14 protein-coding genes and 1 pseudogene are annotated in these 19483 nt (G+C 70.9%); 5 read left to right on the top strand and 10 right to left on the bottom strand.

The genetic code is table 11. The annotated features are described in order from the left end of the window. Positions 1 to 56: 56 nt before the first annotated feature. The 8 genes and pseudogenes from ACIBEI_RS15475 to iolC form a co-directional block, all read right to left on the bottom strand. Positions 57 to 1790, bottom strand: a complete 1734-nt coding sequence (locus ACIBEI_RS15475; RefSeq protein WP_398888867.1) for a von Willebrand factor type A domain-containing protein — start codon at positions 1788 to 1790, stop codon at positions 57 to 59. Positions 1791 to 1980: 190 nt separating this feature from the next. Further along, positions 1981 to 2907 carry an ABC transporter permease gene (locus tag ACIBEI_RS15470; protein WP_398888865.1) on the bottom strand — a complete coding sequence of 309 codons (927 nt, stop codon included), beginning with the start codon at positions 2905 to 2907 and terminating at the stop codon, positions 1981 to 1983. After that, positions 2904 to 5549, bottom strand: coding sequence for a CocE/NonD family hydrolase (locus tag ACIBEI_RS15465; protein ID WP_398888863.1), 2646 nt, complete (start codon positions 5547 to 5549; stop codon positions 2904 to 2906). The genes ACIBEI_RS15470 and ACIBEI_RS15465 overlap by 4 nt, the downstream gene beginning before the upstream one ends. A 223-nt stretch (positions 5550 to 5772) precedes the next feature. Beyond that, positions 5773 to 7275, bottom strand: coding sequence for a CoA-acylating methylmalonate-semialdehyde dehydrogenase (gene mmsA / locus ACIBEI_RS15460; RefSeq protein WP_398888861.1), 1503 nt, complete (start codon positions 7273 to 7275; stop codon positions 5773 to 5775). A 14-nt stretch (positions 7276 to 7289) separates the two neighbouring features. Then, positions 7290 to 9218: a 3D-(3,5/4)-trihydroxycyclohexane-1,2-dione acylhydrolase (decyclizing) gene (iolD, locus tag ACIBEI_RS15455; RefSeq protein WP_398888859.1), complete on the bottom strand. Its 1929-nt coding sequence runs from the start codon at positions 9216 to 9218 to the stop codon at positions 7290 to 7292. 119 nt (positions 9219 to 9337) lie between these two features. After that, a pseudogene (locus tag ACIBEI_RS15450) lies at positions 9338 to 9556 on the bottom strand (5-deoxy-glucuronate isomerase); the annotation flags it as partial. Between the two features lie 39 nt (positions 9557 to 9595). Then, complete coding sequence (locus ACIBEI_RS15445) at positions 9596 to 10474, bottom strand: deoxyribose-phosphate aldolase (RefSeq protein ID WP_398889021.1); 879 nt, start codon at positions 10472 to 10474, stop codon at positions 9596 to 9598. Between the two features lie 80 nt (positions 10475 to 10554). After that, complete coding sequence (iolC, locus tag ACIBEI_RS15440; RefSeq protein ID WP_398888857.1) at positions 10555 to 11526, bottom strand: 5-dehydro-2-deoxygluconokinase; 972 nt, start codon at positions 11524 to 11526, stop codon at positions 10555 to 10557. A 123-nt stretch (positions 11527 to 11649) separates the two neighbouring features. Here iolC and ACIBEI_RS15435 point away from each other — a divergent pair, with 123 nt between their 5' ends. Together ACIBEI_RS15435 and ACIBEI_RS15430 are read left to right on the top strand one after the other, a co-directional pair. Further along, the gene (locus ACIBEI_RS15435; protein WP_398888855.1) at positions 11650 to 12579 is read left to right on the top strand and encodes a sugar phosphate isomerase/epimerase family protein; all 930 of its coding nucleotides are present in this window, start codon (positions 11650 to 11652) and stop codon (positions 12577 to 12579) included. Between the two features lie 325 nt (positions 12580 to 12904). Then, positions 12905 to 13105: an AlpA family transcriptional regulator gene (locus tag ACIBEI_RS15430; RefSeq protein WP_055615575.1), complete on the top strand. Its 201-nt coding sequence runs from the start codon at positions 12905 to 12907 to the stop codon at positions 13103 to 13105. Positions 13106 to 13215: 110 nt separating this feature from the next. Here the strand turns inward: ACIBEI_RS15430 and ACIBEI_RS15425 are convergent, their stop codons facing one another. Then, positions 13216 to 14259 carry a zinc-dependent alcohol dehydrogenase family protein gene (locus tag ACIBEI_RS15425; RefSeq protein ID WP_398888854.1) on the bottom strand — a complete coding sequence of 348 codons (1044 nt, stop codon included), beginning with the start codon at positions 14257 to 14259 and terminating at the stop codon, positions 13216 to 13218. Positions 14260 to 14508: 249 nt separating this feature from the next. Here ACIBEI_RS15425 and ACIBEI_RS15420 point away from each other — a divergent pair, with 249 nt between their 5' ends. The 3 genes from ACIBEI_RS15420 (at position 14509) to ACIBEI_RS15410 (ending at position 17515) form a co-directional block, all read left to right on the top strand. Beyond that, positions 14509 to 14904 carry a hypothetical protein gene (locus ACIBEI_RS15420; protein ID WP_398888852.1) on the top strand — a complete coding sequence of 132 codons (396 nt, stop codon included), beginning with the start codon at positions 14509 to 14511 and terminating at the stop codon, positions 14902 to 14904. A gap of 72 nt (positions 14905 to 14976) precedes the next feature. Continuing rightward, positions 14977 to 15216: a heavy-metal-associated domain-containing protein gene (locus tag ACIBEI_RS15415; protein WP_055615572.1), complete on the top strand. Its 240-nt coding sequence runs from the start codon at positions 14977 to 14979 to the stop codon at positions 15214 to 15216. A 25-nt stretch (positions 15217 to 15241) separates the two neighbouring features. Further along, entirely contained in the window at positions 15242 to 17515 is a 2274-nt protein-coding gene (locus ACIBEI_RS15410) for a heavy metal translocating P-type ATPase (protein ID WP_398888849.1), read from the top strand. A 609-nt stretch (positions 17516 to 18124) separates the two neighbouring features. Here ACIBEI_RS15410 and ACIBEI_RS15405 read toward each other — a convergent pair. Continuing rightward, positions 18125 to 19414: a citrate synthase gene (locus ACIBEI_RS15405; protein WP_398888847.1), complete on the bottom strand. Its 1290-nt coding sequence runs from the start codon at positions 19412 to 19414 to the stop codon at positions 18125 to 18127. Between the last annotated feature and the right edge of the window lie 69 nt (positions 19415 to 19483).

The following is a 19483-nucleotide window of genomic DNA, read 5'->3' as shown; positions in this document are numbered from 1 at the left end:
CTTTTAGGGGCGCGGGGAACTGCGCGACCAGCCACACACAACCCGCACCCGCTCAACTACCCCAGATCCGTGGCCCGGTCGATCGATTCGGCGAGTTGGCGGATCGGGCGGCTCTCCGTGGCGGAGGCCAAATCGTCGGCCCGGTCCGCCAGTTCGCGCAGCGAGGGCGGGACCGGGGCAGCGGCCCCGCCGACCCCTCCGACCCCGTCGGAACGCAACGCGTCCGCGAAGTACGCCGCGATCGCCGTGACTTGGAAACCGCTGCGCGCCGTCTCGGCGGACCACAGGTCCCGGTCGAGAGAGGAGGTCTCGATCTGCCCCGTCTCCTCGTGCGGAGTACGGGAGTTCGGGTCCAGCCACCGCACCGTGGCCGTGGCCACATGCCCCGACGCCCCCGGCCGGACTCGCACGGCGTACAGAGCCGTGACCGTATGCCCGGGACCGATCTCCCCGCCGTCCACACGGTCGTCGCGGAAGTCCTCGTCGGCGACCTGCCGGTTGTCGTAACCGATCAGCCGGAACTGCTCGACCGTCTCCGGGTCGAAGGAGACCTGCGCCTTGGCGTCACGGGCGGTGAGGTCGATGTTCCGCGGGAGCTGGTCGCAGAAGACCGTACGGGCGTCCTCGGCGTTGGACACGTACGTGGTGTGGCCGTCGCCCTTGTCGGCGAGGCGTTCCATCAGGGCGTCGCCGTAGTCGCTGCCCACACCGACGCCGAAGAGCGTGATGCCGTGCTCGCGGCGGGCGTCGGCGATGCGGTCGAGGATGGCGTCGGCGTCGGTCTCGCCGGTGTTGGCGAGGGCGTCGGAGAGCAGCACGACCCGGTTGGTGGCACCCTCGCGCAGGCCGTCAACGGCGGTGCGGTACCCGGTGGTGACGCCCGCGCCGAGGTTGGTCGAATCCGTGGGCTCAAGCGTGTCGATCGCGTCGTGGACGCGGCCGCGGTTGTCGCCCAGGCGGGTCATCGGCAGCACGGTCCTGGCCTCGTCGCTGAAGGAGACGAGCGCGACCGAGTCGTCGTCGCGCAGCTGTTCCGTCATCACGCCCAGGGACTGCCTGACCAGGTCGAGGCGGCCCGGCTCGGCCATGGAACCGGAGACGTCGATGACGAACGTGAGGGCGGCGGGCGGGCGTTCACGCGCGCCCTCGGCCTCCCGGGTGGCGAGTCCGACCCTGAGGAAGCGCCAGTCCCGGTTCTCCTGACCGAAGGTGTCGGAGTTGGCGTGCTCCTCGCCGCGCGAAGGGTCCGGGGCGGCCGTACGGGCCCCGTCCACCGTGACCGTGAACCCGTCGCCGTCCGGGCGCTCGTAGTCCTGCTCCTGACCGAAGCTGTTGATGAACTCCTCGGGGCGAACGGTCGACGGATCGGGCCTGCGGCCTTCCTCAAGGGTGCGGCGCGCGTACCCGTACGAGGCGGTGTCGACGTCCAGTGCGAAGGTGGAGAGGTAGTCGACCGGCGGCGCGCTCTCGCGGACTTCGCCCTTCTGATCGCCCTCGGCGGTGCCGTCGTCGGTGCCCGAGGGACCGGTCGGCCGGACGGGACCGGGGGCCGGGAAGCCGTTGTCGTCCCTGGCCTTGCTGCCACCCCGGTCGTACGAACCCCCGTCGCCGCCACCGCCGCTGCAGGCCGTGAGCAGGAGTCCGACGGCCACGCTCCCGGCGACAAGCGCGGCACGCACACGCCGCCGCCGTCCCGGCCGGACCCACCGCCCCTCTCCGGGTTGGATACCCCGCGCTCCCCGCGCCCCCAACTCTTCCCGCCGTACCTGGTGCCGTCCGCTGCGCCTCATGCGTGCCCCCTCGGGTGACCTCTTTGAGTCGACGTCTGTGACTGTGACGTCGGAGGCGGCCGGAAGGAGCGGGCCAAGGCGTTGCGGATGAATCTCAATGCGGCCACGGTGGACGGCAGTTGAGACCGGTGGGAGACCCTCCGGAGACCTGAGGGTGTCCGAAGGGCCCTATGACGAGGTCACCAGCCGTCTACGACACCACGTCCTTGCGGGCGAACCCGCGGAAGGCCAGAGCGAACAGCACCATCGCATAGGTCAGCGACAGCGACGTGCCCTGGATCATGTCGCTCCAGTCGAGCTGCGGCTGGACGGCGTCGAGCCAGGCGTACTGCCAGTGCGCGGGCACGAAGTGGCGCCAGTCGCCGAGCGCCGTCACCTCGTCGAGGACGTTGCCGATGATGGTCAGCCCGACCGCTCCGCCGACCGCTCCCAGCGGGGCGTCCGTCTTCGTCGACAGCCAGAACGCCAGTGCCGCGGTGATGAGTTGGGACACGAGGATGTACGCCACGATGATCAGCAGGCGCTGGGCGGCGGTCCCGACGGGCAGTGTGCCGCCGACGGGGAGCTGCAGTGGCCCCCAGCCGTAGGCCGCCGTGCCGACGGCGAGCGCGACGAGCGGCAGCAGCACCAGCGCGGCCAGGCTGAGGCCGAAGGCGACGGCCAGCTTGGACCACAGCAGCCGGGCCCGGGGCACGGGCGCCGCGAGCAGATAGCGCAGCGACGACCAGCTCGCCTCCGAGGCGACCGTGTCCCCGAAGAACAGCGCCACCGGGATGACGAGCAGGAAGCCCGCGGAGGCGAAGAGGTTCACGGCGGCGAAGTTCGCCCCGGATGTGGTCGCGGTGTCCATCAGGTTGATCCGCTGGGAGCCGTTGCCGCCGCCGCCCGGGTCGCCGACCTGGAAGGCGATCAGCAGGATGAAGGGCAGGGCGAACAGCAGCCCGCCCATGACCATCGTGCGGCGCCGCTTCAGCTGCCGGACCAGTTCGACCCTCAGGGGCAGCGTGCGGCCCGCGCGGTAGCCGTCGGCGACCTCGACGGGCTGGGCGCGGTCGGCCCCGGCACGCTCCTCGGCGCGCTCCTCGCGCTCCTCCGCGCGGTCGGCCAGCGTGCTCATGCGGACTCTCCGATCAGGGTGAGGAAGGCGTCTTCGAGACGGCGGTGCGGACCCACGGACTCCACGGGTACGTCCATCCGTACGAGCTCGGCGACCAGGCGCTGTGCGCTTCCGTCCGCGTCGAGCCGGACCAGGAGTCCGTCGTCGGTGCGGACGGCCGAGACGACACCCGGCAGCGCGGCGACCTTCTCGACGACGGGCTCGTCCGTCGGCGTGGCCGTGCCCACCAGCAGCGTGTCCCCGGAGCCGATGATCTCCTTCACCGGGCCGGCCTGGACCAGCTTCCCGTGGTCCATGACCACCAGGTGGGTGCAGGACTGCTCGACCTCGGCGAGGAGGTGGCTGGAGACGATCACCGTTCGGCCGGCCGCCGCGTAGCGGATCATGACCTCGCGCATCTCGCGGATCTGCGGCGGGTCGAGGCCGTTGGTCGGTTCGTCGAGGATGAGCAGGTCCGGCAGGCCGAGCATGGCCTGCGCGATGGCGAGGCGCTGGCGCATGCCTTGCGAGTAGGTCCGTACCGCTCGGGACAGTGCGTCGCCGAGGCCCGCGATCTTCAGCGCCTCGTCGAGATGGGCGTCCTCGGGCGGGCGGCCCGTCGCCCGCCAGTACAGTTCGAGGTTCTCGCGGCCGGAGAGGTGCGGCAGGAAGCCCGCTCCCTCGACGAAGGACCCGACGCGCGACAGCACGGGCGAGCCCGGCCGGATCACATGGCCGAAGACGCGGATCTCTCCGGCGTCCGGTGCGATCAGACCCATCAGCATGCGCAGGGTCGTGGTCTTGCCCGCGCCGTTCGGTCCCAGCAGGCCCAGGACCTGGCCCTTCTCCACGCGGAAGGTGAGGTCGCGCACGGCGTAGCGGTCCGCCGACTTGGCGTATCGCTTGCTCAGGTCCGTGATCTGGAGCGGGACTTCGGCCCCTGCCGGGTCCGGGGCGGGCGTCGTCGTGCGGCGCCGGCCGGTGAGCAGCAGGGCCAGCGCGAGCCCGGCACCGGCGATCGGGAGCCACCACACCCACGCGGGCAGCGCGGCCGCGGCGGTGTCCCCGCCGAGCGGCGCGGGCACGGTCAGGCCGCCCTTCTGGGAGACCTGGGAGACGGTGTACGTCGCCGGGGCCGTCGGTGAGGCGTAGCCGAGGTCCGTCGAGGCGAGGACCAGACGCAGCCGGTGGCCGTCGTCCACCTCGTGGTCGATCGCCGGCAGGGTGATCCGTACGTCCTTGCCGGCCTTGGCGCCCTCCACCCGGATGGGCTCGACCAGTTGCGAGGGCAGCACCGGCTGGGCGTCGCCCGGTCCGACGTCGTACAGCTTCGCGAAGAGGACCGCGTCCTCGCTCGTCGACTTCACGTGGACCGTGACCGTCGGCGAGCCGGTGATCTGCAGATCCTCCTTCAGAGGCGCCGACTCGAACGAGGCGAACTGGCCGGGGAAGTCGAGGGACACCCCGACCCCGAGGGAGGACAGCTGGGACAGGCCACCGCCGCCGAGGCCGGGCAGGGCCGAGATGGCGGGCGGACTGGAGCCGGCCGGGTTGTCGAAGCGCTGCTCGCGACCGGTCAGGGCGATCGAGCGCCCCCCGCTCGTCAGGCCGGGGTAGGTGTCCTCGGTCGCGCTGCCCAGCCGAGGCTCTCCGTCGCCGGAGCCCAGGCCGAGGGTCCGGGTGACCCGGAAGGCGGGGCCGGTGTCGACGCCCTTCTCGTCCTTCAGATAGCGGTCGAACCAGGACTGCACACGCCCCTGGACCCGGTCCACCTCCATGTCGCCGCCGTCGTGCCCGCCCGAGATCCAGTCGACGTCCACGGGGGCGCCGTTGGCCTTGATCGCCTTCGCCGCGGTGTCGGCCTGGCCGAGCGGGAAGAGCGAGTCGGTCTGGCCCTGCATGAGGAGCGTGGGGACCTTGATGCGGTCGCCGACGGCGGCGGGACTGCGCTCCTCCAGGAGCTTCGTCGCCGCCGCGTCCGGTGTGCCGGACTCCGCGACCCGGTCGTACATCTCGCACAGCTGCTTCTCGAACTTGTCGCAGCCGCCGCCGGTGTTGATGAAGATGCCGGCCCACAGCTTCTTGAAGACGCCGTTGGGGAACAGCGCGTCGGCGAGGTTCCAGTACGTGATCGCCGGGGCGATGGCGTCCACGCGGTCGTCGGTCCCGGCCGTGAGCAGGGAGACCGCGCCACCGTAGGACGCGCCCGCCATGCCCACCCGCGGGTCGCCGGTCCTGTCGAGCTGGACCTCGGGGCGCTCGGCCAGCCAGTCGATCAGCTTGGAGGCGTCGGCGACCTCGCCCTCGGGGTCGTTCAGCCCGATCTTCCCCGTGGACCTGCCGAAGCCGCGGGCCGACCACGTCAGGACCGCGTACCCGTCGCGGGCGAGGTCCTCCGCCTGGGCGCGTACGTCCTTCTTGCTGCCGCCGAAGCCGTGCGCGAGGAGGACGGCGGGCCGGCGGCCGGAGGCGTCGCCGGTGAAGTACGACGTGTCGATTCTCACCCCGTCGCCCGTACTGATGAGCTGGTCGGTGCGGTGTACCGCGGGTGCCCCGTCGGAGGCGACGGCGCTCCACGTGCCGGCGCCGGCGAGCACCACGACAGCGGCCCCGGCGGCGATCCACCGTCGAGGCCGCCGCAGTGCGGGCAGTCGAAGATCCATGCGTCAACAGTACGGGCCGTACCTGTCGGCCCCAGACAGCTTCCAGGCTGAACCCGCACCCCTCCCACGGGAGTACGGGACCCCGGCGGGGTACCGCGTCCGCTGTACGCGGGGGAGGGTTCGGGAGGTTCTGTTCATGGTCGGCTGCGGCTGCGTGGGGGCTTGTCGCGCAGTTCCCCGCGCCCCTGAACGCGCCCCTGGCGGGGCGTTCAGAGGTCGCGGGTCAGTGGTTGCGTGGGAAGCCGAGGTCGACGCCCGTCGGGGCTTCCGACGGGTCCGGCCAGCGGGTCGTGACGACCTTGCCGCGGGTGTAGAAGTGCGTGCCGTCGTTGCCGTAGATGTGGTGGTCCCCGAAGAGGGAGTCCTTCCAGCCACCGAAGGAGTGGTAGCCCACCGGCACCGGGATCGGCACGTTCACGCCGACCATGCCCGCCTCGATCTCCAGCTGGAAGCGGCGGGCGGCGCCGCCGTCCCGGGTGAAGATCGCGGTGCCGTTGCCGAAGGGGGATCCGTTGATCAGGGCCACACCCTCCTCGTACGTGTCGACGCGCAGCACGCACAGCACCGGGCCGAAGATCTCGTCCCGGTAGGCGTCCGAGTCCGTCGGGACCTTGTCGAGCAGCGAGAGCCCGATCCAGTGGCCGTCCTCGTGGCCCTCGACCGTGTAGCCCGTGCCGTCGAGGACGACCTCGGAGCCCTGGGCGGCGGCGCCCGTCACGTACGAGGCGACCTTGTCGCGGTGGGCCGCGGTGATCAGCGGGCCCATCTCCGAGGCCGGGTCGTTGCCGGGGCCGATCTTGATCTTCTCGGCGCGCTCGCGGATCTTCTCCACCAGCTCGTCGCCGACCGCGCCGACGGCGACGACGGCCGAGATGGCCATGCAGCGCTCGCCCGCCGAGCCGTAGGCCGCGCTCACCGCGGCGTCGGCGGCCGCGTCCAGGTCGGCGTCCGGGAGGACCAGCATGTGGTTCTTGGCCCCGCCGAGGGCCTGTACGCGCTTGCCGTTGGCGGAGGCGGTGGTGTGGATGTAGCGGGCGATCGGGGTCGAGCCGACGAAGGAGACCGCCTTGACGTCCGGGTGCTCCAGGAGGCGGTCGACGGCCACCTTGTCGCCGTGGACGACGTTCAGCACGCCGTCCGGCAGTCCGGCCTCCGCGAACAGCTCCGCGAGGCGGACGGACGCCGACGGGTCCTTCTCGCTGGGCTTCAGCACGAAGGTGTTGCCGCACGCGATGGCCAGCGGGAACATCCACATCGGCACCATGGCGGGGAAGTTGAACGGCGTGATGCCGGCCACGACACCGAGCGGCTGGCGGATCGAGGCGACGTCGACCCGGGAGGCCACCTCGGTCGACAGCTCGCCCTTGAGCTGGACGGTGATCCCGCACGCCAGGTCGACGATCTCCAGGCCGCGCGCGACCTCACCGAGCGCGTCCGAGTGCACCTTGCCGTGCTCGGCGGTGATCAGCTCGGCGATCTCGTCACGGTGGGCGTCCAGCAGCGCGCGGAACTTGAAGAGGATCGTGGACCGCTTGGCGAGCGACGCGGTGCCCCAGGTCGCGTAGGCGTCCTTCGCGGCGGCGATCGCCGCGTCGACCTCGTCGACGGTCGCGAAGGCGACCTTCGTGGTCACGGCGCCGGTCGCCGGGTCGGTCACCGGCCCGTACGTACCCGACGCGCCCTCGACGGACTTGCCGCCGATCCAGTGGTTGACGATCTTCGTCATGACCGAGTGCTCCTTCACAGATGGCGGCGCCGGGTGGAGACGTGCCGTTCGTACAGCTCACGGGCCTTGACCGCCGACGATCGGGTCGCGGTCTCGGCCACAGGAACATCCCACCAGGCCTGGGCCGGAGGCGCGCCCGACACTGTGTCTGCCGTTTGGGTCTCCACGTAGACACAAGTGGGAGTGTCGTCGGCCCGGGCCTCGGCGAGGGCGGCCCGCAGGTCGCGCACGGTCTTCGCGCGCAGGACCCGCATGCCCAGGCTGGCCGCGTTGGCCGCCAGGTCGACGGGCAGCGGACGCCCCGTGTACGTGCCGTCCTCGGACCGGTGGCGGTAGGCGGTCGCGAACCGCTCGCCGCCGACCGACTCGGAGAGGCCGCCGATGGACGCGTACCCGTGGTTCTGCAGGATCACGACCTTGATCCCGATGCCCTCCTGGACGGCGGTGACGATCTCCGTCGGCATCATCAGATACGTGCCGTCGCCGACCAGCGCCCAGACGGGCCGGTCGGGCGCCGCGAGCCGTACGCCGATGGCCGCCGGGATCTCGTAGCCCATGCAGGAGTAGCCGTACTCGACGTGGTACTGGTCGCGGGAGCGGGCGCGCCAGAGTTTGTGCAGGTCGCCGGGGAGGGAGCCGGCCGCGTTGATGAGGATGTCGTCGCCGGTGACGATCTCGTCGAGCAGGCCGAGGACCTGCGGCTGGGTGGGCCGGATGTCCGGGTCCTCGGCCTCGTAGGCGGCGTCGACGCGGTACTCCCAGCGCTCCTTGTCGTCCGTGTACTCGGTGACGTACGCGGGTTCGGCGCGGTGGCCGTGCAGCGCGAGCGCCTCGGTGAGGGACTCCAGGGCCGTGCGGGCGTCCGCGATCAGCGGCTGTCCGGAGAGCTTGTGGCCGTCGAAGGACGCGATGTTGAGGTTCAGGAAGCGGACGCCCTGGGCGGCGAAGAGGGTGCCGGATGCGGTGGTGAAGTCGGTGTAGCGGGTGCCGACGCCGATCACCAGGTCCGCGGTGCGGGCGAGTTCGCAGGCGGTCGCGGTGCCGGTGTGCCCGACGCCGCCGACGTCCGCCGGGTGGTCCCAGGCCAGCGAGCCCTTGCCGGCCTGCGTGGAGGCGACCGGGATACGGGTGAGGTCGGCGAACTCCTTGAGCGCGTCCTCGGCCTCGCTGTGGTGGACCCCGCCGCCCGCGACGACGAGGGGGCGCCGCGCTTCCCGAATCGCCCTGACGGCGGCGGCCAGTTGCTCCGGGTCGGCGACCGGACGGCGGACCGTCCAGACCCGCTCGGCGAAGAACTCCTCGGGCCAGTCGAAGGCCTCCGCCTGCACGTCCTGCGGCAGCGCGAGCGTGACGGCGCCCGTCTCGACCGGGTCGGTGAGCACCCGCATCGCCTGGAGAGCGGCCGGGATCAGGGCCTCGGGGCGGGTGATCCGGTCGAAGTACTTCGACACGGGGCGCAGACAGTCGTTGACCGACACATCGCCCGCGTACGGGACTTCGAGCTGCTGGAGGACCGGGTCGGCGGGGCGGGTCGCGAAGACGTCACCGGGCAGCAGGAGCACCGGCAGGTGGTTGACCGTGGCGAGGGCGGCACCGGTGACGAGGTTGGTGGCGCCGGGCCCGATGGAGGTCGTGACCGCCTGGACGGAGAGGCGGTTGGACTGACGCGCGTAGCCGACGGCCGCGTGGACCATGGACTGTTCGTTGCGGCCCTGGTGGTAGGGCATGACGGGGGGTTCGGGGGGTGTCCCCCCGGAGGACACAGTGCCGTACTCCAGGAGCGCCTGTCCGAGCCCGGCGACGTTGCCGTGCCCGAAGATGCCCCAGGTGGCGTCGACCAGGCGGCGTCGCACGCCGTCGCGTTCCGTGTACTGGGCGGCGAGGAACCGCACCAGTGCCTGCGCGACCGTCAGCCTTGTCGTCGTTGACGTCGGCTCTGTCATCGGTAGCCCTCTGCGCTTTCTTCGTGTCCCGGGTGGAAGCAGATCCGCCACGTCATACGTCTGAACGGGCCTTACGTCTCTATGGCCCGTCCGCCAATGTGCGGCCATGCACACCCGATGACGGGGACCTCCGGCGCGGGGCCGTAGCGGGCGGGGAGTCGTCGCTCGCACTTCGCTCCTGCCAGGGCGAAGCGGCTTCCCGCGCCGGAGGCGATCAGTACCCGGGCTTCACGGGGAGCATGCGCGAAGTCCGTGACTCCGGCGAACACGCCCTCCCGGCCCGGGAGTTCAAACACTTTGTCCTCTTTATTCCCCTCTGTGCGCACAGTACAACCGCCGCCGGGGACGCGTGGCTCGTCGGTCATGTCGGCTTCCCCTCACAGCAGTCCGACGGCGGTGTCGACCGCGGCCCCGACATCGCCGTCGGCCGGGTAGAGCAGCGAGCGGCCCACCACCAGCCCCTGGACGGTGGGCAGTTGAAGAGCTCCGCGCCATTTCTCGTACGCGCCCTCCTGGTCGGCGCCGACCTCCCCGCCGAGCAGGACGGCCGGGAGCGTGGAGGTCTCCATGACGCGGGCCATGTCGTCCGGGTTCTCCGTGACGGGGACCTTCAGCCAGGTGTACGCCGAACTGCCGCCCAGGCCGCTCGCGATGGCGATGGACCGGGTGACGGCATCCGCGCCCAGGTCGTTACGGAGGGTGCCGGTGGCGGGGTCGCGGCGGCTGAGGAACGGCTCGACGAACACGGGGAGCCGGCGCTCGGCCATGTCGTCCACGGCACGGGCCGTCGACTCCAGGGTGGTGAGCGAGCCCGGGTCGTCGTAGTCGATCCGCAGCAGCAGCTTGCCCGCGTCGAAGCGGAGCCGCTCGATGTCCCGGGGCCGGTGTCCGGTGAACCGGTCGTCCAACTCCCAGGCCGCGCCCGCGAGTCCACCTCGGTTCATCGAGCCCATGACGACCTTGTGATCCAGCGCGCCGAGCAGCAGCAGGTCGTCGAGGATGTCGGCGGTCGCGAGCACGCCGTCGACGCCCGGGCGGGAGAGGGCGAGGCAGAGCCGTTCGAGCAGGTCGATCCGGTTGGCCATGGCGAACTTGCGGTCGCCCACGGAGAGGGCTCCCCGGGCGGGGTGGTCGGCGGCGACGATCATCAGCCGCCCGGACTCGCCGAGGAGGGGCCGCCGGGGCCGCCGAGCCGCGGCTTCCTCGACCGCCTCGGGGCGCTGGGCCCGGATCCGGACGAGTTCCGAGATGTCGATGCGCGTCGGGGCGCCTGCCGCGGAGGCGTACGCCCCTGCGGCATCCCCTTCGCGCCGGTCGGCCCCCGCGTATCCCGCCGTCACAGCACCGCCCCCGCCTTCAGTGCCTGCTCGACTTCCGCCGGGGTCGGCATGGCGGAGGAGCACTCCAGGCGGGACGCGACGATGGCGCCGGCCGCGTTGGCGTGCCGCATGATGCGCTCCAGGTCCCAGCCCGCCAGGAGGCCGTGACAGAGGGAGCCACCGAACGCGTCGCCCGCGCCGAGGCCGTTGAGGACCGTCACCGGGAGGGGCGGCACCTCAGCCGACTCGCCCTTCCGGTTCACGGCCAGGACGCCCTTGGGGCCCTGCTTGACCACGGCCAGCTCCACCCCGGCGTCCAGGAGGGCACGGGCGGCCGCGTGGGGCTCGCGCACACCTGTGGCGACCTCCACCTCGTCGAGGTTGCCGACGGCGACCGTGGTGTGGCGCAGGGCCTCGGCGTAGAAGGGCCGGGCGGCCTCCGGGTCGGACCAGAACATCGGCCGCCAGTCCAGATCGAAGACCGTCGTCCCGGACTTGGCGCGGTGGGCGAGGGCGGCGAGCGTCGCCGTGCGGCTGGGCTCCTCGCTCAGCCCCGTACCCGTGACCCAGAAGATCCGGGTGTCGCGGATGGCGTCCAGATCCAGTTCGTGGGCGTCGATCTCCAGGTCGGGCGCCTTGGGGAGCCGGTAGAAGTACAGCGGGAAGTCGTCCGGCGGGAACACCTCGCAGAAGGTGACCGGCGTCGGCAGCCCGGGCACGGGCGTCACCCAGCGGTCGTCGACCCCGAAGTCCCGCAGGGCCTCGTGCAGATACGCCCCGAAGGGGTCGTCACCGGTCCGTGTCACCACCGCCGTACGCCGCCCGAGCCGCGCCGCCGCGACCGCCACGTTGGCCGCCGAACCGCCGAGGAACTTCCCGAAGGAGGTCACCTGCGGGAGCGGCACCCCGGTCTGCAGCGGGTAGAGGTCCACGCCGATCCGCCCCATGGTGATGAGGTCGTACGCACTGGACTCCGCGGACTCGGCCATCGAGTTCCCTTCGTATCGGTTGACCCAAGGTCTAGCGGCGCTCACAGAGCCCTGTCAATTGGTTGTCCGGACATTCGGACCAGGCCTTGACACCTCTCCCCGACGGACCTGAAGCTGGCGCTCATGACGTCGTTGTCACCTCAGTCATCGCCTCGGTCCTCACTGTCGCGCATCCGGATCGGCTCGGCCCCCGACTCCTGGGGCGTGTGGTTCCCGGAGGACCCCCAACAGGTGCCCTGGCAGCGGTTCCTCGACGAGGTCGCCGAGTCCGGATACGAGTGGATCGAGCTGGGCCCGTACGGCTATCTGCCGAGCGAGCCGGCCGTCCTCGCGGACGAGACCGCCCGCCGCAACCTGCGGGTGTCGGCCGGAACGGTCTTCACCGGGCTGCACCGCGGCCCGGACGTGTGGGACGCCACCTGGGCCCATGTCTCGGACATCGCCGCACTCACCCAGGCGATGGGCGCCGAACACCTGGTCGTCATCCCGTCCTTCTGGCGCGACGACAAGACCGGCGAGGTCCTGGAGCCCGACACGCTCACCGCCGAGCAGTGGCGCCACCTCACCACGCAGACCGAGCGGCTGGGGCACGAGGTGCGCGAGCGGTACGGGCTGAAAATCGTCGTCCATCCGCACGCGGACACGCACATCGACAGCGAGCAGAACGTGACGCGCTTCCTCGACGGCACGGACTCGTCGCTGGTGTCGCTGTGCCTGGACACCGGGCACTACGCCTACTGCGGCGGCGACAGCGTCAAGCTCATCGAGACGTACGGGGAGCGGATCGGGTACCTCCACCTCAAGCAGGTGGATCCCGAGATCCTGGCCGACGTGCGGGCGAACGAGGTTCCGTTCGGGCCGGCGGTGGCGCGTGGCGTGATGTGCGAACCGCCGTCCGGGGTGCCTGCGCTGGAGCCGGTGCTTGCCGCTGCGCAGAAGCTGGACGTGGAGTTGTTCGCCATTGTCGAGCAGGACATGTATCCGTGCGAGCCGGACAGGCCGTTGCCCATTGCTCAGCGCACTCGGGCGTTTTTGAGGTCCTGCGGGGCGTGACGGCTCCGCCGGGGCGCGTTCTCGGGTGCGGGCCGGTGGGGGCTTGTCGCGCCCACGCGGCGGAGCCGCATATGTCACAGCCCCGCGCCCCTTCAGGGGCGCCCCTGAAGGGGCGCAATGCGTCAGCCGTGTCACAAAAGGCTCCCCCTTGTCACACATGTCGCGTGTACGCGGGTCTTGCGTCACACCCGCGCGACAGGCGCTATCGGGCGGTCACGCTGTGTCGTTGAGCGGGCACAGGCTTTGTGATCGCCAGCGCAGTGCCCGGCTCCCCCGACGGCCGCCCCTCGGCCGCCGCTGCGGCACGCGCAGGGAGGTGCAACTCATGACCGACCGAAGGCTCTGGTCGTACAAGGAGATCGCGGCGCACATCAAGGTGCAGCCGGACACGGTGCGGTCCTACCGCAAGCACGGGCTGCTGCCCCCGCCCGACCACGTGGAGAGCGGCAAGCCCTACTGGTACGCCGACACGGTCCGCGCCTGGGTCGCCTCGCGGCCCGGCAACAGAGGCCGCAGAGACGGCTGATCGCCTCCCGGCACGACAACACACGACAACGCACCACAACGCACGACAACTGCGCCCCCGCACGGCAGACGTGCGGGGGCCCTCTCGTGCCGGCCCGGGGAACGAGCGGCTCACGCCCACGGCTCGATGATCGTCACTCCCGCCCCCGGGGCCGTCCCCATCGCCGCCAGCGCCGCCGGGGCCGCGTCCAGGGGGATCGTGGACGTCACCAGGAGGTCGGGGCGCAGCACTCCGGCCCGTACGGACTCCAGCATCGGCGGGTAGGCGTGGGCGGGCATGCCGTGACTGCCGAGGAGTTCGAGTTCCAGGCCGATCACGCGGGACATCGGCAGGGTCGGGTCCTGGGGCAGCAGGCCGACCTGGACGTGCCGGCCCCGGCGGCGCAGACCGCCGACCGACGCCGCACAGGTGGCCGGCGAGCCGAGGGCGTCGAGGGACAGGTGGGCGCCGCCGCCGGTCAGTTCACGGACGGCCTCCGCCGTCTCCTCGGGCCGGGCGTCCCGGGACGCCTCCACGCACTCCGCAGCCCCGAACTCCCGCGCCAGCTCCAGCGCCCGGGGCGAGAGGTCCACCGCGACGACCCGCGCGCCGGCGGCCGCCGCGATCATCACGGCGGACAGCCCGACCCCGCCACAGCCGTACACGGCCACCCACTCCCCCGGCGCCACCCGCCCCTGCGCGACGACCGCGCGGAACGCCGTGGCGAACCGGCAGCCCAGCGAGGCCGCCGTCCCGAAGGACAGCTCGTCCGCGACGGCGACGAGGTTCACGTCGGCGTGGTCCAGGGCGACGTACTCGGCGAACGACCCCCAGTGCGTGAACCCCGGCTGGGTCTGTCGCTCGCACACCTGCTGGTCGCCCGCCGCGCAGGAGGCGCAACTGCCGCAGGCGCAGACGAAGGGCACGGTGACCCGGTCGCCGGGGCGCCAGCCGGTCACCAGGCCGCCCACCGCCTCTACCGTTCCGGCGAGTTCGTGGCCCGGCACGTGCGGCAGGGTGATGTCCGGGTCGTGGCCCTGCCAGCCGTGCCAGTCGCTTCGACAGAGGCCGGTGGCTTCCACCCGGACCACGACGCCGTGGGGCGCGGGTGCCGGGTCCGGGACGGTTCGCAGTTCGGCCGGCTTGCCGTATTGCTCGAACACCACTGCGCGCATGTGTTTTACCCCTCCGCCGTTGGCCCGTGGACCACTGTTCCCGAGCGAACGCTAGACGCCCCGCGGGGAGCACCGATTCTGCCTGCGGGTCCGTGAGGGCTGGGCGCGCAGTTCCCCGCGCCCCTATCGGGGCCCGGCCTGCATATGCCAGAAAGGCACATGACAACCACTTGCCATAAAGCGGCGGACAAATCTTCCGAGTCACCCTTTTCGAGTCGAGGGATCGGGGTCGGGCTCATCGAGGAGGCGGTGAAGGCGGCCACCGAGATCCTGTGGGGCGCGCTCGCCCCCTTCGGGCACGGCCTGTGGACGGCGATCACGGGCGCGGTCCTGCTCGCGCACCGCCGCACGAGCGGGCACTTCGCGTTCACCGCCCCGGTCGTCGGCACGTACGCGGGTGTCGCGCTCCTGCACGCCCTGTGGGACTCGACACACGGCATCGCGCTCTGGCTGGTGGCGCAGCTGACAAGTGCGCCGCTCAACTCCGCACTGTTCGGGGCGGGTTACCTGCCGGCCGTGACCGACCAGCAGAAACATCTCTTCACGCTGTTCTCGGTCGGCGGCATGGTCGCCGTGTCGTTGATGGGCGTCGCCTGGGTGCGCTCACTGGCCCGTCGAGACCCCTCTTGGCGAAATACCCCCTAGGGGTACAGTGTGGTTAGTGTGAGGCCCTCGTGGGCCACGCACGCCCCACACGTCTCGACGAGGAGCAACGACATGACCGCCCAGACCGACACCCCGGGCTCCCTCACCACCGTCTACCAGGTGAGCGGGATGAGCTGCGGACACTGCGAAGGCTCGGTGTCCGGTGAGATCTCCGAGATCGCCGGTGTCACCTCGGTGAAGGCCGTCGCCTCCACCGGCGAGGTGACCGTGGTCTCCGCCGCCCCGCTCGACGAGGAGGCCGTGCGCGCCGCCGTCGACGAGGCCGGCTTCGAGCTCGTCGGCAAGGCCTGACCCCGGCGGAACCCGGAGCACGGAGATGACCAGCACCACCGCGACGACTCCGATAGGCACGCCCGCCGAGGTCGAGCTGACGATCGGCGGGATGACCTGCGCCTCCTGCGCGGTCCGCGTCGAGAAGAAGCTCAACCGCATGGACGGGGTCACCGCCACGGTGAACTACGCGACGGAGAAAGCGAAGGTCTCGTACGCGCAGGGGGTGCTGGTCACCGACCTGATCGCCACGGTGGTGAAGACGGGGTACACGGCCGAGGAGCCTCCCCCGCCGAGGACCGAGACGCCGGAGGCCGACGCCGGAGAAGCGGTCGAGCGGGACCCCGAACTGTCCTCCCTCCGCGAGCGCCTCACCGTCTCCGTCCTCCTCGCCCTCCCCGTCGTCCTGCTGTCGATGGTCCCGGCGCTGCAGTTCGACAACTGGCAGTGGCTGGCGCTCACTCTCGCCGCGCCCGTCGTCGTATGGGGCGGGCTGCCCTTCCACCGGGCGGCGTTCACGAACGCCCGGCACGGCGCGGCCACCATGGACACGCTCGTCTCGGTCGGCACGCTGGCCGCGTTCGGCTGGTCCCTGTGGGCGCTGTTCCTCGGTGACGCGGGAATGGAGGGCATGCGGGACGAGGGCTTCTCGCTCACCGTCTCCCGCACCGAGGGCTCGTCGGCCATCTATCTCGAAGTCGCCGCCGGGGTCGTCGCCCTCATCCTCCTCGGCCGCTATCTGGAGGCCCGCTCCAAGCGCCGCGCGGGTGCCGCCCTGCGGGCCCTCATGGAGCTGGGCTCCAAGGACGTCTCCGTCGTACGGGACGGCCGTGAGGTCCGCGTTCCGGTGGCCGCTCTGGCCGTGGGCGACCGTTTCGTCGTACGGCCCGGCGAGAAGGTCGCCACGGACGGCACGGTCGTCGAGGGTTCCTCGGCGGTCGACGCGTCCATGCTGACCGGTGAGTCGGTGCCGGTGGACGTGACGGTGGGTTCGGCCGTCACGGGCGCGACCGTGAACGCGGGCGGACGGCTCGTCGTCGAGGCGACCCGGGTCGGCGCCGACACCCAGCTGGCGCGGATGGCACGGCTGGTCGAGGACGCGCAGAACGGCAAGGCCCAGGTACAGCGCCTCGCCGACCGGGTCTCCGGCGTCTTCGTACCCGTCGTGCTGCTGATCGCGGTCGGCACGTTCGGGGGCTGGCTCGGTGTCACCGGTGACACGGCCGCCGCGTTCACCGCGGCCGTCGCCGTACTGATCATCGCCTGCCCGTGCGCGCTGGGCCTCGCCACCCCGACGGCCCTCATGGTCGGCACCGGCCGCGGCGCGCAGCTCGGCATCCTCATCAAGGGCCCCGAGGTCCTGGAGTCCACCCGCCGCGTCGACACCATCGTGCTCGACAAGACCGGCACGGTCACCACCGGCCGCATGACCCTCCAGGAGGTGTACGCGGCCGACGGCACCGACGAGGAGCGCGTACTGCGGCTCGCGGGGGCCCTGGAGCACGCCTCGGAGCATCCGGTCGCCCGGGCGGTCGCCGCGGGCACCGAGGCCCGTACAGGCCCTCTGGCGGCCGTGGACGGCTTCGAGAACGTGGCCGGGCTCGGTGTGCGCGGCACGGTCGAGGGCCACGAGGTCCTCGTCGGACGGGCCCGCCTCCTCGAAGAGGCCGGGATCGCGCTGCCGGAGGAGTTGGTCGCCTTCAAGACGCGGGCCGAGGAGGACGGACGGACCGCGGTGGCCGTCGCCTGGGACGGAGTGGCACGCGGTGTCGTCACCGTCGCCGACGCGGTCAAGGAGACAAGCGCCGAGGCGGTACGCGCCCTGCGCGCCCTGGGCCTGCGGCCGGTGCTGCTGACCGGGGACAACCGGACCGTCGCCGAGTCCGTGGCCCGCGCGGTCGGGATCGACGCCGCCGACGTGATCGCCGAGGTGCTGCCGCGGGACAAGGTCGACGTGATCGAGCGGCTGCGCGGCGAGGGGCGGACGGTGGCGATGGTCGGCGACGGCGTCAACGACGCCGCCGCGCTCGCCACCGCCGACCTGGGCCTTGCCATGGGCACCGGCACGGACGCGGCGATCGAGGCGGGCGACCTGACACTCGTACGGGGGGATCTGCGGGTGGCCGCGGACGCCATCCGGCTGTCGCGGAAGACCCTCTCCACGATCAGGGGAAACCTCGTCTGGGCCTTCGGCTACAACGTGGCGGCGCTGCCGCTCGCGGCGGCCGGACTGCTGAACCCGATGATCGCCGGCGCGGCCATGGCCTTCTCCTCGGTGTTCGTGGTGACGAACAGCCTGCGGCTCAGGGCATTTTCATGACGAAGAGGTAAGAGTCCCCCTAGAGTCCGGCACACGCCTTCACATAAGCTCTTCACAAGGCTCGCGCATCATCCTTACGCTTGGGTGCCGGTAGCGATATCGGATCTCTTGCGCATCTTCAGGACATACGCAAGAGACGCAGATCACAGTGATGTGAACGTAACCATCGAAGGGGTTCGTGAGTCTAGATTGACGATGTCAGAGACGTCTTGGGGGGCGAATCTGACATCTGGGGACGTCTTGGGGGACGTTCTCGGAATTGCGTTGCCGGGGCACGTACAGCGGGGAGCTTTGAGCGGCCCTCCCGTACGTACGGGTCCCGGCAGACCGCAGCTCACCAGTCCAACCAGTTTTGCTCGTTTTGCTCGCAGCGACTCAGGCGCTGCCTTCAGACGCCCGGCCGGATCCCGTGGGGGGAATCCGCACCGGGACATGGGAAGGCGCCCCGATCTACGGCCCGTGGGGGGACCGTAGCGGGGCGCCTTCTGTTATCCGTACGACTTGTGCAACTGAGGAGGGGGCGTCCCTGGTCAGGGACGCCCCCTCCTCTTTCAGGGGCGCGGGGAACTGCGCGAACAGCCCCCGCGGACCTGCAGACGAACGAACTGCCTAGCGCTCTTCAACAGGGACGAAGTCCCGCTCAACAACACCCGTGTAGATCTGCCGCGGACGCCCGATCCGCGAACCCGGCTCCTTGATCATCTCGTGCCACTGGGCGATCCAGCCCGGGAGACGGCCGAGCGCGAACAGGACCGTGAACATCTCGGTCGGGAAGCCCATGGCCCGGTAGATCAGGCCGGTGTAGAAGTCCACGTTCGGGTAGAGGTTGCGCGAGACGAAGTAGTCGTCGGAGAGCGCGTGCTCCTCCAGCTTGAGCGCGATGTCCAGCAGCTCGTCGGACTTGCCGAGGGCCGAGAGGACGTCGTGCGCAGCCGCCTTGATGATCTTGGCGCGCGGGTCGAAGGACTTGTACACCCGGTGGCCGAAGCCCATCAGGCGGACGCCGTCCTCCTTGTTCTTCACCTTGCGGATGAAGGAGTCGACGTCGCCGCCGTTGGCCTTGATGCCTTCCAGCATCTCCAGGACCGACTGGTTGGCGCCGCCGTGCAGCGGGCCCCACAGGGCGCTGATGCCAGCGGAGATCGAGGCGAACATGTTCGCCTGCGACGAGCCCACCAGACGGACGGTGGAGGTCGAACAGTTCTGCTCGTGGTCCGCGTGCAGGATGAGCAGCTTGTCGAGCGCGGAGACGACGACCGGGTCCAGGTCGTACTCCTGGGCGGGGACCGAGAAGGTCATGCGCAGGAAGTTCTCGACGTACCCGAGGTCGTTGCGCGGGTAGACGAAGGGGTGACCGATGGACTTCTTGTACGCGTACGCCGCGATCGTCGGAAGCTTGGCGAGAAGGCGGATCGTCGAGAGGTGACGCTGCTTCTCGTCGAACGGGTTGTGGCTGTCCTGGTAGAACGTCGACAGGGCGCTGACCACCGACGACAGCATCGCCATCGGGTGGGCGTCGCGCGGGAAGCCCTGGTAGAAACGCTTGACGTCCTCGTGCAGCAGGGTGTGCTGCGTGATCTCGTTCTTGAAGACGGAGAGCTCGTCGACCGTGGGCAGCTCGCCGTTGATCAGCAGGGAGGCCACCTCGAGGAAGGTGGAACGCTCGGCCAGCTGCTCGATCGGGTAGCCGCGGTAGCGGAGGATGCCCTGCTCGCCGTCGAGATAGGTGACGGCGGATTTATAGGCGGCGGTGTTGCCGTACCCGCTGTCCAGGGTCACCAGACCGGTCTGGGCGCGGAGCTTGCCGATGTCGAAGCCCTTGTCGCCGACGGTGCTGTCGATCACCGGGTAGGTGTACTCGCCGTCGCCGTACCGCAGTACTACAGAGTTGTCGCTCACGTCATCCCTCACCGACGTTGTGCCTCTTCTTCGAGGTGCCCTGACTGTCTCTACCATCCCCCATTTGGC

The sequence above is a fragment of the Streptomyces sp. NPDC050988 genome, from assembly GCF_044456225.1.
GTDB lineage: Bacteria > Actinomycetota > Actinomycetes > Streptomycetales > Streptomycetaceae > Streptomyces.
The sequence above is the reverse complement of the archived record's forward strand: the minus strand, read 5'-3'. Positions and strand labels throughout refer to the sequence as shown.

Excerpts from the sequence above, each read along its gene's own strand:
- ACIBEI_RS15415 (WP_055615572.1), top strand. The coding sequence starts at position 14,977 with ATGACCGCCCAGACCGACACCCCGGGCTCCCTCACCACCGTCTACCAG.
- ACIBEI_RS15470 (WP_398888865.1), bottom strand. The coding sequence starts at position 2,907 with ATGAGCACGCTGGCCGACCGCGCGGAGGAGCGCGAGGAGCGCGCCGAG.
- ACIBEI_RS15410 (WP_398888849.1), top strand. The coding sequence starts at position 15,242 with ATGACCAGCACCACCGCGACGACTCCGATAGGCACGCCCGCCGAGGTC.
- iolD (WP_398888859.1), bottom strand. The coding sequence starts at position 9,218 with ATGACAGAGCCGACGTCAACGACGACAAGGCTGACGGTCGCGCAGGCA.
- mmsA (WP_398888861.1), bottom strand. The coding sequence starts at position 7,275 with ATGACGAAGATCGTCAACCACTGGATCGGCGGCAAGTCCGTCGAGGGC.
- ACIBEI_RS15435 (WP_398888855.1), top strand. The coding sequence starts at position 11,650 with ATGACGTCGTTGTCACCTCAGTCATCGCCTCGGTCCTCACTGTCGCGC.
- ACIBEI_RS15465 (WP_398888863.1), bottom strand. The coding sequence starts at position 5,549 with ATGGATCTTCGACTGCCCGCACTGCGGCGGCCTCGACGGTGGATCGCC.
- ACIBEI_RS15425 (WP_398888854.1), bottom strand. The coding sequence starts at position 14,259 with ATGCGCGCAGTGGTGTTCGAGCAATACGGCAAGCCGGCCGAACTGCGA.
- ACIBEI_RS15430 (WP_055615575.1), top strand. The coding sequence starts at position 12,905 with ATGACCGACCGAAGGCTCTGGTCGTACAAGGAGATCGCGGCGCACATC.
- ACIBEI_RS15475 (WP_398888867.1), bottom strand. The coding sequence starts at position 1,790 with ATGAGGCGCAGCGGACGGCACCAGGTACGGCGGGAAGAGTTGGGGGCG.
- iolC (WP_398888857.1), bottom strand. The coding sequence starts at position 11,526 with ATGGCCGAGTCCGCGGAGTCCAGTGCGTACGACCTCATCACCATGGGG.